Here is a 16,007-nt window from a genome sequence, read left to right as displayed (position 1 = left end):
ATGGGCGTTACGGTAGGTGCAAATGGTCGGACGGTGGTTCATAAGGGCAGCGGCGGCACATCGGTTGCTTCGCCGGACATATGCCGCACACAGATCGGTCCGGTGGTGGTGCCCATTCCATACGTAAATACAGCCATGTCGTCTGATCTTGACGGTGGGGCGCAAACCGTCAAAGCGGATGGCAATCCCCTGGGGCACGCCAAGTCAAATTTCAAAAAAAGCATCGGCGACGAAGCCGGAGACAAGAAGGGCACGGCATCCGGCACCATCCAGAAGCAGGCGGAGTTCACCAGCTCTTCATTCGATGTCCAGGTGGAAGGAAACGGCGTGGCCCGGGCCTTTGACACCATGATCCACAACAACAAAAACACCCCTCCGGCCCCGTTGATGCAGGCCCCCCTTGTGCAGGAGATTATGGATGAGACACCGGTGATTCCGGAACAGGGGAAGGTGGAAATGCGTTTTCTCGACCCCTTTGGGGAACCCATGGAGGGGTTGGAGCTGGAGGTCGAGGTGGATGGTAAAAAAGAGATAAAGAAGACCATGGCAAATGGTCAGATTGTTCATGTTACAAACAAAAAAAGCGTAAACGTCACAGTGAAAAACCAGAATATGAACTTGAAAGAAGACATGTAATGCGAGGCGCTTAAAAAGCGAGGGGTCAACCATGGGTAAGATGAGTCTTGAGAAAAAAGTTACACTAAATGAAGATGAAATTCATGAAAGTGACTATAAGAATTTTGATGCAATCATACTGAGTCCTGCATTGGGTTGCCCAGCCATTGTGCAAAAAAAAGATGATGTCATTCTTGAGATGTTACTGTTGACATTCTCGGACGAAAGTGGGGTTCAGGGAGCTGTCACAGAAGCAGATGTGGCGTTTCATTTGAGGTATTGCTCGTGGAAGGATAAGGATAGAACAAATGCATATTATAATCGATTGAATCTGTATGAGAAAATTGTCTTGAAATCAGACCCTCCTGAGCCAATTGAGGGTCTGATCAAGATATCCAGAAAATATGATAATGGGCCCGATGTCTTTGGTAGTGACAAGGATTGTGACGATGCTTTCACACTAAAGCTGGCCCACACCAATGTATTTGATAAGGTTTTGAAGACATATAACCTTTATCCATACTTGTACAAAGTCTCTGTAAATTTAAAATACGAAAATCTCAAATCAGGGTGCCTGCATAATTTCCGGTGGGTTGACAGGCAGTCTTATGAGAGTAGCAAGGGAAAGCCGCTTTGGTGGTGCAGCGATACTCTTGTTCAGGATCTTCTTTCGAATCAGTACTCCCGACAGCTCAAGGATTATTCCGAGAACATAAAAGAAACTTCCGACGAAAATGTAAAGGTCTATATCTATCATCCTGTCTATATATCGGACAAAAAGCGGCTAAATGTAGGGCACGTGACAGATATCCATATGGACTCAAGGATGGACGTCTATGCACAATCCGAAGCCAGCGTCATCGAAGTCCAATGCAATTGCGCACCTAAAGACAATGGCAAAGAGAGGACAATCAAAGATAATCGGTTTCATATCCCTATCAAAGACAAGATATGCAACTTTAATGAGGTGTTTACAGACGTTTGTACCCAGCTTTTTGACAAAGGTGCGGACCTATTGGTCCTCACCGGGGATCTTGTGGATTATAACCGCGGGATTCATACTGAGCAAACCCACAAAAAAAAGTATGTTCCGATTTCTGACGTTTGGAAAGCGCTTGAATCCGATGTGACGGAAGATGAGTACTACAGAACCGATCGAAATTGGATTACATTCTATGACAGACTGATTGATCTCTATGATAAAAAAGAAAAACCCGTCGTTACGATATTGGGCAATCACGACTACGTCAACTATGGGATGGCTCCCTGGCCGACAACTTTGGCTGGCGCAATTCAGCCATGGAATGGTGTGTTCGATCAAAATTTGACGTTGTATGAGTCTGCACTTTGTTATGGCCCTGGATATGATGATTTTAAGGCCTTTCGGAAAGATCTCGATGAACAGTTCAAGTATGTAGAGTGGTACATGTTTTTTATCAATCCCCTTGCGGATTTTGTTGTGCAATACGGCGATCAAAGCATGTTTATGGTTGACTGGGGTGAAAAAAGTTCAGTCATTTCTCATAGTGTAAAATCAAAATTTTTTTCGAAACTGACCTTTAATACATACGAAGGCGTCGGTAGTCTTCATCATGCGAAGCATGTGTTTTCAAAAAAAAAGAAAAACTATGCCATCTACAATTCCTGGATTGACTCGTCGCCTTCAATCAAGATGCTTTTTATGCATGCAACAGCGATATGTCCGCGGGATGATGTTTCCATAGGCGAAATCGATTACGATCTGTCATGGAAAGATAACCCGCTGCAATATGGCTCATTCGACGGAGAGAGAGAAAGGGTTTTGAATGACTTGGAATCAGGACGGTTGTCTATTGTCGTGGGGGGGCATAGCCATCGCAACGTCATCATGAAGGTGGCCGACGGAAAGGCTCAAGTCATAGGTTCCGGTGATAATTTTGGTACCCTGAAAACCAAACACCAAAAGATTGCCATGGTCACATCGAGTTGCGGTCCACTTCCCAAGTACATCCCAGGTGGTCCCCTTATCTGCGGCTGCACAGGTAACAAGTCACGATACGGAACCGGTTGGGACTACCGGGATGGAAAACTCTATGAATACAGAAATCTTGATAAAGATGGAAATGTATCCCATTTGACGACACGCCATGAAGTTGAAGGCGACACTTGTCCTTATTGCAGGATGCCGGCTAAGAAAATGGTGAGAAAACACCCCCGGCGCCACAAGCCCGGCGGTAATCTATTAACATTCTCAGAAGATAAGAAAGATGAATACGTTAATATCGCATCGGTTTTCTCTTCTTTACCATCAACAAAGCCTCGTTCAGGTGTGATGTGTGATGAGCAGAAGGTTTTTACAGGGCTTATGGTTCTGGAGCATATTCGAAGTATGGGTGATTATAAAAAATGGGAGAAAAGCGAACCCATTAGGATTGTCAGTAGATCTTTTTTTAAGAAATACGGTTATATGAAATTTCCTGATCAGGTGGCATATGCAATCTTTTCAAAAGGTGATTTAGGAGTGGCTAGTCGTGTGGATGAGGAGATAATCAGAAACAGCAGAGTTCGTATTCGCCAGATGAGTATGAAGGATTTTTTCGATGAATTAATGGGGGCCGCACAAGATGATGCAGATTTAGCTTTTGTAAGCTATAGATTTGACAGCCAGAAATCAGATCGATGGGATCGTGAAATTAAGATGTATAAAGAATTTACAAGAACCGGGACAAATAATGATAGTCAGTCTTCAATTGGCAACAGAAAAGATCCATTTAAAAATTTGGTTATTAAGTTTGTAAGAAAACCGGATCTGGAAAAAAGGAGACGGATTTGTGGATACTAAGCTAATAATCACTTTTTTGTTTCTATCGATAATTGTTAACATATCTTGCATTCAGGAATCGACAATGAATAACGATGCATTAATCCAACTCAATCGAAATGTCGAAAAATTTAACCACGTATATGAAGGAAAAGAGCTCAATTTCGCTGGTTCAAATTTAAGCGGCAAGAAGATCAAAGGCGCTGTATTAAAGCGTGCTGACCTGACAGGGGCTAATCTTGCTCGCACTCATTTTGTCAAATGTGATTTGACTGGTGCCAATTTATCTGGAGCAATTCTCGATAAGACAGTTTTTGAAAAGTCGAACGTCGAAAAAACGAAATTTTACAATTCAAAATTGAATAATGTTTTATTCAAAAGATCATCTATGAAAGACTCTGATTTTTCCGGATCGGTTTTTAACGAATGTAAGATTGAAAATTCAACCTTATCATTTTCCAATTTGACCGGAGCTAAATTTAACGAAGGACATTTTTACAAGTCTGAAGTTCAGTCATGCCGAATACAAGGTAGCGAATTTTTGAATGTTATCATAAATGATACTAATTTTATCAGGTCAGATCTTTCGGACTCGGTCGTTAATGGTAAAATCATGGAAATGTCTCATTTTGGTAACAGTATATTAATACGAACGGATTTTTCTGATTCTGTTTTTTTAGGGCGTTTGTGGAGTGAACCTAATTTCAGAGGTGCTAACGCTTTAGATGCAAAATTTAGAAATTGTAAATTTGATTTTGTTTCTATGATGCACACAAATTTAGAAAACGCGGATTTTTCGGACTCATATTTAAAGCTTGTCGAGATCAGTACAGGGAATATGAAAAATACAGATTTTTCTCGATGTACAATTGCTGACTTTAACATTTGCGATGCGAAATTGGAAAATACAAACTTCACTGATGTTACGTTTGAAGGCTTTTTTATTGCAAGTGAAGCAAAGTTTATAGATACTGTTTTTGTGCGCGCGAAGAATAATATTTCGGAAATTAAACTACGAGATACAATATATGAGGATTCAGATCTTCCTTTTTAGCTGAAGTGCGCAAAAAAGTTTTCTGCGGGCTATGCCGATCCGAACTCAGGGTGGGGGGCAGGTCTGTAAATGTCATAAAATTTAAAAGAATGGTTGAATTATACTGGAGTCCTTAGTGTCAGGGTATTTGTCGCCCCGTAATGAGGAAATAAGATAACGCACTTTGGTAACAAATACTCAAGATGCCCCGCCTGGCAGCCGGGGCATTGTATTTTAGTTCTTGAGCCGTCTTACCACATTCAGCACAAACTCCTGGCAGTAGATGCCGGCCTTGGGATCGAACCCTTCGTCGTGGAGTTCGGAGTTGGAAAGGATTCGGATGCCAAGGAAGGGGACGCCGTAGGCTTCGGCAACCTGGGCTGCGGAAGCGGTTTCCATCTCTTCCGCGGAGGTGTTGTAGGTGGCATGGATCCAGGCGATGCGGTCGAGCTCGCGGTTCCACTGGTCGGCGGAGCCGATAACGCCTGTGACGACCTTGCCGTGTTTGTAGGCTGCAGAGGTTTTTTCGGCGACCTCCAACAGGTGGGCATCCCCCTTGAAATCGGTGAACTCTTTTGCTTCTCCCTTCACATTGACGGTAAGGGTCATGGGGAGCCATTTTTCGGGCTTCACGCCCTTTCCGGCGTCCCCGTGTTCCGTCCTGAAGTTTCCGAAGTTCACGGCAGTTTTTCCTAAGACAATGTCGTAGCGGTGCAACTCAGGGGCGTGGCCGCCGGAGGTGCCCTGGTTGATGATGGCAGACGGGTTGAATCGCTCAATGGCGAGGACGGTGGATGCCGCGGCGTTGGTCATGCCGACCTCGGTCTTGGCAACGACCACGGGGCGGCCTTCGAGGGCTCCCTTGAAAAACCGCCATCCGCCGATGGTGATCTCCTCAACATCGGTGAGCTTCTCGATCATAAACTGTGTTTCAACATCCATGGCGCCCTGGATGACAATGGGGCGCATCTTGGAGGCGGCACATGGGTGATTGCCCCCGATGACAAAAATGGCCAGCAGGATGGCGGCCAGCAGCGTGGATACTCGTTTGGTCATGACGTACTTCTTTCGTGTTTTAGCCCGGATATTTCACGAGTCGAGTGCCCCCATATTCAAGGTATCAGAGCTGCAGATGTCGTGGTTTTACAAGGGCTCTGATAACGCAGAAGACGGGCGCACTGGTCTCGCCCAAAGGGTGAGAGAATTGAGCAGAAAATCTTGAATGATATGCCGCGGTTTTGAAATGCCTTAGTTTTTTGCGATCCCCCCCCATAATGATTGTCTATTTCTTCGCTTTGGCCGTTTTCTCATGAAATATCCGGGTTAGCGTTCATGTGGCGAGGGCCAGGGGAGACGTTGATTCCGTTTGGAACGGGTTGGCTCAAAGCGTATAGCAGTCATACTCCTTCCGGCACCTGAAGAAAACAGTCCGCAGCGTGTTTTTCCCTATGGCACAGGACGCGTGATACGTCCAGCGGAAAGCATCTCAACGGGCAAACTCAGTTTTTTGCTTGATCAGGACGCGTGGCTGGAGGCGAGGTGTTGGTGTTACTTATTTCAACCCATGGGAAACCGAGGGGGTGGCAATGACGGCGTATGACCTTGTCGGCTATGGACTGCTTCTGTTTGGTATGCACGTTGGTTTATCGTGGGTCCTCTTTTATCTTTACGGCATGTGCCTGGCCAGATGGGTCGGCTACTGGTTCCCGTCATGGTGCAAGAGGCTTCTTTTTGTCGTGTTTGGGGCCTTTGTCCTGCAGGCCGTGGCTCTGAAATCAGGCACAGCCTGCCGGGAATCTGTGGCTGTGGTTTCTGCGACAAGCTATTGCTTGACGTGGGCATATATTTTTCTGAAGACAGAGGTCGCGTACAGGTTCAAAGGCGGGATGTACAAATACGCAGGCATCAAAAGGGCCATGCTGAAGAATCTTCTTGAGTATGTGTGTGCCGTGGGGCTGGGAGTGGGGACAGCCCTGTGGGTAAGGGGTGAGAACCCGCTGGACGGGGTTACGCTTTTTGCAGGGGCCAACCCTGTATCCTCGTTTTTCCTGGTGAGTGCCTATGGGGTGTCAGCAATCTACGTTTTTTGCGGTGCGTTTTACATTGTTGTGTCAAGCAGGTCAGATCTTCTCCTGGCAGGTGCCGGGGTTCTCATGGGGATATGTGCCATCGTGTATGGGCTTGGTTTGGGGGTGGTTCTGATGTTCTGTTCTCCTCCCGTTGCCGGGCTCCTTGTCTGCCTCAGCGGGCTTTTGCTTTTTATGTTGCTGGAAAACAGCAAGGGCACGAACTCACCGCTTCCCATGGTCATCCCTCTATTTGTGATCCTGTCCGTTTTTTCCGGCCTCGGGCTGATGGTGGCGGGGTAGATGCCACCTTTCTCCTTCAGGTCGTGAGCTGGCTTTCGGCTTTTCCCTGGCAGGTGAGCACAGCAACCAGGGTTGCACTATAGGTCTTGTGGGGATGATTGAGGCAAGCCGGCCTCAGATGCCCATGCCGGCTTGCCCGTTATCTCAAAATATCCTTTATTTGTATCCGATGTCCCGGTTATAGGTGTTCATGCACCGGTTGCACCAGGAATCACTTTTTTCTACCGGGCTTTTCAGTAGGGAAAATTCACCGCCTCCCCGTCCGAAAAATTCGGCGACGACGTCTCCTGTCCCCGTGCGGGTGACGGCCCCTGAAAACATGGGGAACATGGTGGTTATCTGGTAGGCACCTGTTACCCAGGTGACGTTGGAGAGAAGGCTCGCAAAATTGTCTCCAATGTCCACATAGGCCGTTACCGTGTACTCCTCGTTGATCCCGATAATCGTGGAGTCAAGGGGCCTGCATTGAAACACCTCCGGACTCCAGGCCCAGGATGCGTGGTGCCAGCCCAGCTCCCCGAGGTCTGCCCGGAACCTAACGCTTTTAGGCGTTCCGGTATCCAGAAAGTCCACATCCAGGTAATCGAGGTCCTCGGTGCCGTGGTGATAGGTCTGGAAGCCGAACTGGACCTTGTTTTTCAGGTCGGACATGAAAAAGAAGTCCCAGCCACCCAGGGCAAAGGCCCACCTGCCGAATGAGTTTTCCCGGTAGCCGTGTCCGTCTATCTGCATGCGCTCGCCGGTGGTCAGGTCCCTGATCCAGCCGTCGACTTTGGTGGATGGCCAGTTCATGTTGACGGTCCAGTGCTCCATTCGCTCAAGCCCTAAATGGAGGTCATTTCCCACTTCCCAGGTCCTGCCCTTGAGCGCGTGGTAATCGGGATAGGAGAATCCCTCCGGCGCCTTTTCCCCTGCCCAGATCTGGCTGACTTCAAGTTCCCACTCAAAGTGCTCGGTTTTGCCCGAAAGGATCAACCTGTCCGGCTTGCCGTCTCCCTTCCGAATGGGAACAATCTTCCCGAATATCTCTTCCCCCGGTTTTTCCGCGAAAAATGATCGCTCCGAGGTGCCCGCTTCGAAATCGAGTCCGAAATTGACATAATCGGCATACCGGGCACCGGTTTTTCCCACTTTGCCGAAGCACGCCATGTTTGCACCTGAAGGCATGAGGTTGGGCTCAAAGACATAGTCCGGATAACCCAGGTGGCCCTCCGGGTCGGCCACAAGATAGGCCACGACACCGGTAAATTTCCCGTCTTTATCGTGGATGCTGAAATAATCCCATTCAAGGGAGAGTCCGTCCAGCACATGGGGTTGCCGGTAATCTTCGGATAGCACGTTCCAGCCGCAGAGCCCGTCCTCTAATGTCGCGGCGTTTTTTTGGGCGTACCGGTCCTGCCACGTGGTGAGCGAACCCATGGAAAAGGCGCTTTGAGCCATAAACAAACACACAAAAAATACGACAATTACGTGACGCATACACTTACTCTCCTTTGGTTGATGGTGTCAGACCTGTCCTTGATTCTGGTATTTCTAAGGTTTACGGGCGAAAACACCCGGGGTATGCTGCTGAGGCCATGGCACAATCAATAAAGCCTGTCTCTTCAGCTTGATGCAAAGACGTGTTTGGGGGGGGGATCAAGGGGGGGCATATACGGCCAAGATTCTGGCCCACGATACAAAAGCAGTGCCTTTCTCAATTTTTACTCGGTTGGGGGGCAGAGAGGGGGGATTGCTTGGTGTTTGCACGTTTTGTGTAGCAATCACCTGTTTGTTGTAATGGCTTGATGTTTCGAATTACTCAGTATTGCTGTCTTGATTGGACTTTATAGTTACAGCGCCAGCAATTTGTCAAGGCAGTAAGTTCGTATATATGATTGCCCAGCGGTGGTAACGTAAGGTATTCACGGTGTGGTGCGTTTTGTGCAGACATTTCATGAGATAATGATCGGTTACTTTGGAAATGCGAAAGCCATTTATCATTATTCTTATCAAATACCCGCTCTAAGTAAGGCCTTGACGCCGGTGTGCAAAGGGAATACCTCCTCTTTATGAGGATCGGATGCCAACCTGCCTGTTTTTTTCTAAGGCAAACCACTATCAGGAGACACAGTGAATTACGGCGAAACAACGCGCGAGCTTTTTCAGGCAGATGAGGTGACAACGTTGCTCTCTCGTGCTTGGCTTCCCGACTCAGAGGTGACGGCGATTTTTATCGGGATCCACGGCGGTATGGCCCATGGCGGAGACTGGGTAACACCGGCTGAGTACTTCAAAACAAAAGGGATTGCCACCTACGCCCCGGATCTGAGGTTTCACGGAACCTACCCGAAGCACAATCCCGGGGGCAGAAACTTTTTTCATATTGATTCGTACGATACCTATGCGCGGGATATCCATGGTTACATCGGCTGGGTGAAAGAGCGCCATCCCGGTGTGCCTGTGTTTATCCTCTCCCATTCAAACGGGGCCCTTATCGCACTCTATTACGGGTTGACCCTGGGGAAAGAAGCGGACATCAAGGGGTATATCCTCTCGTCTCCGTGGCTGAAGAACAAGGTGGGCGTGCCGAAGGTGTTGTACCATGCCTCCAGGCTGGTTGCCTGGGTGCATCCCACGTTTTCGGTTACGCCCCCTGCATTGACGCATCACCTGACCCACGATGAAAAGATCACAAAGCGCCATGTTGACGACGAGAAACGTGGCTTAAGGAGCACAAAGGTCTCAGCCAGCCTGGGCGTGGAGTCAGAGAAGACCCAGCAGTGGGTGGTGGCCCGCATGAAAACCTGGGAGAGGGTTCCCATTTTTTGCGTGATTGCAGGAGACGACAGGCTGGCGGATCCGGCAGTGAGTCAACAGGCCATGGCCGATGTCCCGCCAGGACTTGCCGATGTCACCACATGCGAGGCGAATTACCATGAGAATTTCAATGAGGTGAATCGAGACGAACTATTCGGTCGTATTCTGGATTGGACGGAAAGGCATATTTTCTAAGGGAAGGTATTAAAACAATCATGGGTAAAAAAAGAAAACTGTTGGTGATCAGTGTTTCCATCGGGTCTGGCCATGTTCGTGCGGCTGAAGCGATTCGTAAGACCGCTTTGCTCCATTGCCCGGAGCTGGAGGTCGTTCATCTGGATGCCATGGAGTATGTGTCGGGAGCATTCAGGAAGGCGTACAAGGAGAGCTATTTAAAAATCATCGAACGTCACCCCTCCCTGTGGGGATATATGTTTTCCAAAAGCGATCGGGCCGAGAATGACGACTCAAAGATGAAAAATGTACGGCTTGCCTTTGAGCGGCTCAGTGCCCGGGCATTGATGGATGAAATCGAGCGGATCAATCCCGACGGGATCCTCTGCACTCATTTTCTTCCCGCCGGACTGATTTCACGAAAAATCAGAAAAGGCCGGATGAAGGTTCCGTGCTGGATTCAAGTGACGGATTTCGATGTTCACGGGCTTTGGTTCCAGAACCGAATGGACGGCTATTTCGTGGCCTGTGAGGAAGCGTCGTGGAAGCTTGAGGCGTTTGGTATTCAGCCGTCGAACATATACATGACGGGTATTCCCATCGTCCCGTCGTTTACCATGGCCCATGATACAGAGGCCTGGGCGGCTGAGCTGGGTGTGGACCTTGACAAACCAACCGTTCTTATGATGTCCGGTGGTGAGGGATTGGGGGATATGCTCACCTTGACCGAGCGCATGTTAGAGACGGACCCCATGTGCCAGGTCATCGCCCTTGCAGGTAAAAATGAAGACCTTTTCCTCTCCCTAACCCGGCTATCTGAATCCCATGGGGGACGACTGATCCCCATGGGATTTACCAACACCATAGAGCGGGTGATGGCCGTGAGCGATATTGCCGTGACCAAACCCGGAGGCTTGACCAGTGCCGAATGCCTGGCCATGGGGCTTCCCATGATCATCATCTCTCCGATTCCAGGCCAGGAAGAGCGAAATGCCGATTACCTTCTTGAGCACGGCGCAGCACTCAAAGCGCTGGATGCGACGTCCTTGGAACATAAAATCAAGCGGCTTATGGATCGTCCTGACAAAATAGGTGAGATGAAGGAAAAAGCCGCACAGATTGCACGGCCCGATGCGGCAGCACACGTTCTGGATATCATATGCGAGGCGTTGGAACGGAACGCGGTCCATTCCTGAAAACCCGGACGATATGGGGGCTCATTTCTCGCACGCAGAATGCCTGTAAGGTCTCCGAGCCCCCTTTGCCAACGTCCTGACCCGTCTTTCCATCACTCCTGGCAAAAGTTGATCAGGTACTCCCTTGCCTCTTCAATGGACGTCCCCTCGGCCTGGCTCATGGCCTTTTCCATCTCGGCAGTTTCAGGGTTGTATGTCGCGACCTTGGATTTCGAGTGCTCTTCGATCATTTTTCTGTACCTGGCGCACAAGGGGTCTTCATTGACAGACTCGGTGGCCGCCTCCGGTTCGGGCTCTGCGGGTTCATTGGCATGGGCCAGTTTAAAGGCCTTGATCTGCTCCATGATGGTGGCGGGCTGGCCCTGCATGAACGCCGGGATGGCGCAGACCCCTTCAAAGAGGATGTAAGGCTCTTCGCAGGCACCGTCCACGGGCATTTTCATCATCGGCTGCTCTTCGTTTGCTGCGGCAAGGCCGGGGGTGAATACAAGGATCGCCAGGACAAGGGCGAGACGTCGCGGCATGGACAGGAGTGCTCTCATGTGGGGCCTCTCTCGTGTGTGTGCGGTTGGAAAAAAGGTAACTATTCCGCTTATGCCTCCGGCGGCCCTGCCGGGGGCTAAACTTTTAAAAAGTTTAACAAACAGGTTTAAAAACATCTTTTTGAGTGAACGTTTACTTTAAAGGCGGATGTGATTTGACCCGAGGAACGAGGGGCAAAACACATCCGCAACCTGCTTTCAAGGTGGCACACCTTGCCGCCGGAGGCTGTTTTTTTTGAGCTGAATAGTTACGAAAAAAGACGGGTACATGGGGTGATGAACCTCATGCACCCGTTTGTTTTTAATCGCCATTGATATGTGACGATAACATCACGGTTTCGGTAGGAAATCAAGGGCAACTGTTCAATGGCTTTTCAGACCGGAATGCGGCCTGCCCATTCATTGGTTACTTATCGGCCTGGCTCAGCTCGGCCTGGGGTGTCTCTTCAAGGGCCTGTACCGCGCCCAGGATGTCAGCCCCTTTTGCCTCGGTGAGGGTAAACCCGAGTCTCTGGTCGGTGGCGGTGCCGTGCATGGGGGCGTCTCCGAACAGCTCAAGGGTGTAGGGGCGGTCCGTTGTCAGGACAACGGTAAGGGTCGGGGTCTCATCTTTTTTCTCTTCCATCAGCCAGGTGTCGCATGAAAGGCGGCACAGGGAGGCGATGAGTTTGTCCACTTTTTCGGCTGACAGGGTGTTGCCGTTTTGGTCTTTCCAGATGGTTTTGGGGGCCGAGCCTTCCTCGCCCGGCTCCGTGGCCCTGGTGAGGGCAAGGTCGGTCTCTCCCATGGTGACGGCAAGGGCGTTCACCTCGGAGGCAACGAGGTTAAAGACCGTCTTGTCGATGAACCGGTTGGAATCCGTGGTGAACTGGGAGGCGAAGTTCCCCTTGGCGTGGTAGACTTTTTTGTCGCCTTCAATGGTCACAAAGGTGTGGCCCATGGAGGGGGCGGCTTTGCCCACGTTAACGTCCCGCAGTATGGTTTCTCCTTTGTAGAGGCGGACGTTTTTTGCGGTCGCCGGGTCCAGGTCGTAGCGGTTGTAGCTCTCGGCCTCGGAGACCATGGCTGTCAGCGTCATCTCTCCTGCGGTCTCCACAAGTTTTGTGACCTGCTCCTGTTTGGCGGGAAACCCCTCCAAATCAACGGTCCACTCATCTCCCTCTTTTTCAAAGAGCAGGGTCTCTGCTTGTGTCTTAATCTCCATGCGGTCCACATCCCCTGCGGACACGGTGTCGAGAACCGGCAGCTCATAGCTGGTGCCGTCGGTGTCCCGAAGGAAGAGGTAGGCGCTCAGGGCCACGATGAGGGCAAGGAGAATGATGGTTTCTTTTTTCACGTCAGGTGTCCTCCTGTGGTGGTGGTGTTATTGAAACATGGCCCGGATGGTTTTTCGTCGGGACTGGCGCTTGGCGTAAACCGCCATGCCGAAGAGAGCGACGAGCAGGGGCAGGCCCACGATGTTGAAGGCCTTCACTGGCGTCTTGACGCTGTCCGGCACCTTGTCGATGGGGTTGAACCGCTGCTTTTTGCTTCGCATGACGGCAATGCCCTCGCGGCCGTTGAGCCCGTCCATGAGGTTCATGACAAAGGTGGCGTTGGCGCTTTCTCCCTGCTCGTCAAAGAGGCTGTTGGTGAGCATGTCCAGGGAGCCCACCACGATGAGGCGGGCCGGTTTGCCGTGCTCGACCACGGCGCCGGTCTGGGAGATGGCCGCAGCCTTGTTTTCAGGCTGTTTGGCCTCTTCTCCCTCGGGAGGGGCGGGGGCCGGTTTTTCCGGGATGGGCTTTCCCTTGAAGTAGCTGGTAAAGGAGCCCTCCACCATGGCGGCCACGGGACGGCTGGCAAAGGAGGCCGCGTCTGTGGGCGGCTTGAGGAACATGGGGTTCAGGGAGATGTTCCTCTCCTTGAGCCAGGACCGCTCGGAGGTTGAAAAGAGGGTGGCGGCCGAAAGGTTCTGTTCGGTGACGGTCTTCTCGTCCACGATGACCGGTGCGGCCTTTAAGGTGACGAGCCCCTTGATGTTGTTCATGAAGGGGATGTCGTGGTTGATGGTGTCGTTTTCGATGATGGGGGCAAAGTAGACGTTCTGCTGACCGCCCCCCATGCGCCTGGGCAGGTTTTGCTTGTAGCAGTTCTCGTCCATGATGTAGGCGCTTTGAACGCGAACCCCGTAGTGGGCCAGGAGCTTGTCGAGGCCCGTGCGTACCGGGGTGTAGGTGGAGGGCTGCATGAAGGCCATTTGGGGGTTGGGATTCTGCATCTCTTTGAAGGCGTCCACGAACACGGCCACGTTTTTGCCTGCCATGAGGGCCTGATCAATGCGGAAGAGGTCGTAGTCGGTGAAGGTCTCCTTGGCCCCGGCGATAATGAGGCTGTTGATGTCCTCGGGAATACCGTTTGCCTTGAGGTCCACATCGGACACCGCGTAATTGCGGGAGAGGGTGGCGCTGAAGTTGTTCAGGGCGCTCGTGCCGGGGGCCATGGGGTTCGCGGGGTTGCGATCGAAGCGCGGCGCCGTGCCGTTGCTTGTGAGGTAGCCCACCTTTTCGTTGATGTCGATGAGGGACTCCACGGCCCCGCCCACGGCCTCTTCCATCTCCTGATCGGTCATGAGCTTGTACTGGGTGCCGAACAGGGGAATGCGGTTCACCTCAAGGATGGGGATGGTGACGGATTTGTCTCCGTATCGCATGACCATGCCGATGATGCCGGAGCCCGCCTTGATCTTGCCGCCTGAGAGATCCGGCCACCCAAGCTGGAGCACCCCGTAGCGCTCGGCCAGGGTCTGCTTTTCTTCGGTGGTTTGCGGATCAAAGCGGTTGAAGGTGAGGCGGTCGTAGCTGCGTCGGCTGATTTTGGTGACGGCTGCCTCCACGCGACCCGGCAGGTCATGGAGGTCCTTCAGTCCCATGAGGGGGGCTACTTCCGCCATGGAGCGGGAGAGGTAGAGGTCGGCTTCGATCTTTCCGTCAAGGGAAAGAAGGGTGCTGATCTTGTTGCCCAGCTTCATTATGGACATGGTGAGCTTGTACTCCAGCCCTTCGGTGGAGGTGATGGCCGGAATGCGCTCAATAAGGTCCCCGTGGATTACCACAAGCCCCATATACGCAGTCTTGACCTTCACTTCATCGCTTTCCACGATTTGGATGCTCACCGGCCGGATGCCGTAGCTGCCCGCCAGTTCCGCGTTGCGCTTGCTCGTGGGGTTGGTCTCCATGTCCCCGCCGATGGAATAGAATCGAAAGTTGAAGTAGCGGTTGGCGTTTAATGCATACTCCTCCAGCAGATCGGCGAGGTACTTTTCGGTGGTGTTGTGGGGGGCCGGAAGGTCCTCGGAGAAGAAGACATTGATGGTCAGCGGTTCCGAAAGGTTCTTCACCGCCTCGATGCTGGCGTCGGAAAGGGAGTAGACCTTGTTTTTCGTGAGGTCCGCCCGAAAGAAAAGGGTGGCACCCGCCACATTCAAAAGTACCACCACCACTATGTAGATCAGTCCTTTGAGATATTTTTCTTTTTTCATGGTTGCCTTATCTATGGTTATGCCTCCGGCGGACCTGCCGGGGGCCAAACTTTTGAAAAGTTTGATAAACAGGTTTTTATTTATGCCCAGGCTAATTCGATGAAGTTTTGGTCATATGTGTAAACATCACGGGCGAGGCCCGTCAGCGAATGTGAAGGGGTGAGGAACGAACCCCGGAGCATTCGCGAACCTGGGGTCCAGGGGGTGGCGAAGCCACTCTAAGATAAAGACCCCTGGCCGCCGGAGGCGCTTTTAGTTTTTCTCCGTCACGGAGATGGATGCCCCGTAAAGGAAGAGAAAAATCACCCCACCGAAGTAGAGAAGGTCCCGGGAGTCCACCACGCCTCGGGCGATGTTCCGGAAATGGTAATCGGCTCCGATCTGGCTGAAAAAGCCCAAGATGGCCGTGGGAAAAAAGACCAGGAGCTTGTCCACCAGGGTGAGGGCAAAGCAGATGAGGGTCCCCAGGATAAAGGCGATGATCTGGTTGCGCGTCAGGGACGAGGCAAAAAGCCCGATGGCGGCAAAGGCCCCGCCCAGGAGGATGGCCCCTGCGTACCCGCCGATGACCGGCCCCCAGTCCAGGTCGCCGAAGAGGGCCACGGTGACGGCATAGGCAAAGGTGGGGGTGAGCATGGCGCAGACAAAGACCAGGGCCGAGAGGAATTTGCCCACCACGATGTCCCGGGGGGTGACCGGCAGGGTCATGACCACCTCAAAGGAGCCCATGGCCAGCTCTTCGGCAAAGAGGCGCATGGTCACCGCCGGGATCACAAAGGAGAAGATCAGGGGCAAGAGCGCAAAAAAGTCCCGCAGGCTTGCCTGGCCGTTTAAGAAAAAGGTGAGGAAGAAGAACCAGCCCGTCACCAGGAGAAAGATGGCGATGACGATGTAGGCGATGGGCGAGGTGAAGAAGTCTTTCAGCTCTTTTTTCATGATGTGAAGGGTCTGCATGGGCT

The 16,007-nt window shown here is 51.3% G+C and carries 12 protein-coding genes; 6 read left to right on the top strand and 6 right to left on the bottom strand.

Annotated elements, in window-relative coordinates:
* From ACOYW0_RS00995 to ACOYW0_RS00985, 3 genes are all read left to right on the top strand, one after another.
* Positions 1-636 (top strand): DUF4150 domain-containing protein, encoded by a 636-nt coding sequence (locus ACOYW0_RS00995; RefSeq protein ID WP_482416733.1) that lies wholly within the window; start codon positions 1-3, stop codon positions 634-636.
* Between the two features lie 31 nt (positions 637-667).
* Positions 668-3,436 (top strand): metallophosphoesterase, encoded by a 2,769-nt coding sequence (locus ACOYW0_RS00990; RefSeq protein WP_482416732.1) that lies wholly within the window; start codon positions 668-670, stop codon positions 3,434-3,436.
* A 64-nt stretch (positions 3,437-3,500) separates the two neighbouring features.
* Positions 3,501-4,469 (top strand): pentapeptide repeat-containing protein, encoded by a 969-nt coding sequence (locus tag ACOYW0_RS00985; protein ID WP_482416731.1) that lies wholly within the window; start codon positions 3,501-3,503, stop codon positions 4,467-4,469.
* 213 nt (positions 4,470-4,682) lie between these two features.
* On the opposite strand, the gene ACOYW0_RS00980 is transcribed toward ACOYW0_RS00985, so the two are convergent.
* Positions 4,683-5,504, bottom strand: a complete 822-nt coding sequence (locus tag ACOYW0_RS00980; protein WP_482416730.1) for a 5'-methylthioadenosine/S-adenosylhomocysteine nucleosidase — start codon at positions 5,502-5,504, stop codon at positions 4,683-4,685.
* 830 nt (positions 5,505-6,334) lie between these two features.
* Here ACOYW0_RS00980 and ACOYW0_RS00975 point away from each other — a divergent pair.
* Complete coding sequence (locus ACOYW0_RS00975) at positions 6,335-6,817, top strand: hypothetical protein (RefSeq protein WP_482416729.1); 483 nt, start codon at positions 6,335-6,337, stop codon at positions 6,815-6,817.
* 156 nt (positions 6,818-6,973) lie between these two features.
* Here the strand turns inward: ACOYW0_RS00975 and ACOYW0_RS00970 are convergent, their stop codons facing one another.
* Positions 6,974-8,236: a hypothetical protein gene (locus tag ACOYW0_RS00970; protein WP_482416728.1), complete on the bottom strand. Its 1,263-nt coding sequence runs from the start codon at positions 8,234-8,236 to the stop codon at positions 6,974-6,976.
* 747 nt (positions 8,237-8,983) lie between these two features.
* On the opposite strand from ACOYW0_RS00970, the gene ACOYW0_RS00965 reads away from it, so the two are divergent.
* Positions 8,984-9,811 carry an alpha/beta fold hydrolase gene (locus ACOYW0_RS00965; protein WP_482416727.1) on the top strand — a complete coding sequence of 276 codons (828 nt, stop codon included), beginning with the start codon at positions 8,984-8,986 and terminating at the stop codon, positions 9,809-9,811.
* A 20-nt stretch (positions 9,812-9,831) separates the two neighbouring features.
* Entirely contained in the window at positions 9,832-10,986 is a 1,155-nt protein-coding gene (locus ACOYW0_RS00960) for an MGDG synthase family glycosyltransferase (RefSeq protein ID WP_482416726.1), read from the top strand.
* 92 nt (positions 10,987-11,078) lie between these two features.
* On the opposite strand, the gene ACOYW0_RS00955 is transcribed toward ACOYW0_RS00960, so the two are convergent.
* The 4 genes from ACOYW0_RS00955 to ACOYW0_RS00940 all read right to left on the bottom strand — a co-directional run bounded on the left by ACOYW0_RS00955 (position 11,079) and on the right by ACOYW0_RS00940 (position 16,002).
* Positions 11,079-11,528 carry a hypothetical protein gene (locus tag ACOYW0_RS00955; RefSeq protein WP_180140925.1) on the bottom strand — a complete coding sequence of 150 codons (450 nt, stop codon included), beginning with the start codon at positions 11,526-11,528 and terminating at the stop codon, positions 11,079-11,081.
* A 406-nt stretch (positions 11,529-11,934) separates the two neighbouring features.
* Positions 11,935-12,864 carry a DUF4340 domain-containing protein gene (locus ACOYW0_RS00950; protein WP_482416725.1) on the bottom strand — a complete coding sequence of 310 codons (930 nt, stop codon included), beginning with the start codon at positions 12,862-12,864 and terminating at the stop codon, positions 11,935-11,937.
* A gap of 27 nt (positions 12,865-12,891) precedes the next feature.
* Positions 12,892-15,048: a Gldg family protein gene (locus ACOYW0_RS00945; protein ID WP_482416724.1), complete on the bottom strand. Its 2,157-nt coding sequence runs from the start codon at positions 15,046-15,048 to the stop codon at positions 12,892-12,894.
* A gap of 252 nt (positions 15,049-15,300) precedes the next feature.
* Positions 15,301-16,002 (bottom strand): ABC transporter permease subunit, encoded by a 702-nt coding sequence (locus tag ACOYW0_RS00940; RefSeq protein ID WP_180140931.1) that lies wholly within the window; start codon positions 16,000-16,002, stop codon positions 15,301-15,303.
* Between the last annotated feature and the right edge of the window lie 5 nt (positions 16,003-16,007).

This window comes from Desulfoluna sp. HI9BLuna (genome assembly GCF_056829775.1).
This window is presented reverse-complemented; position numbering and strand designations above follow the sequence as displayed.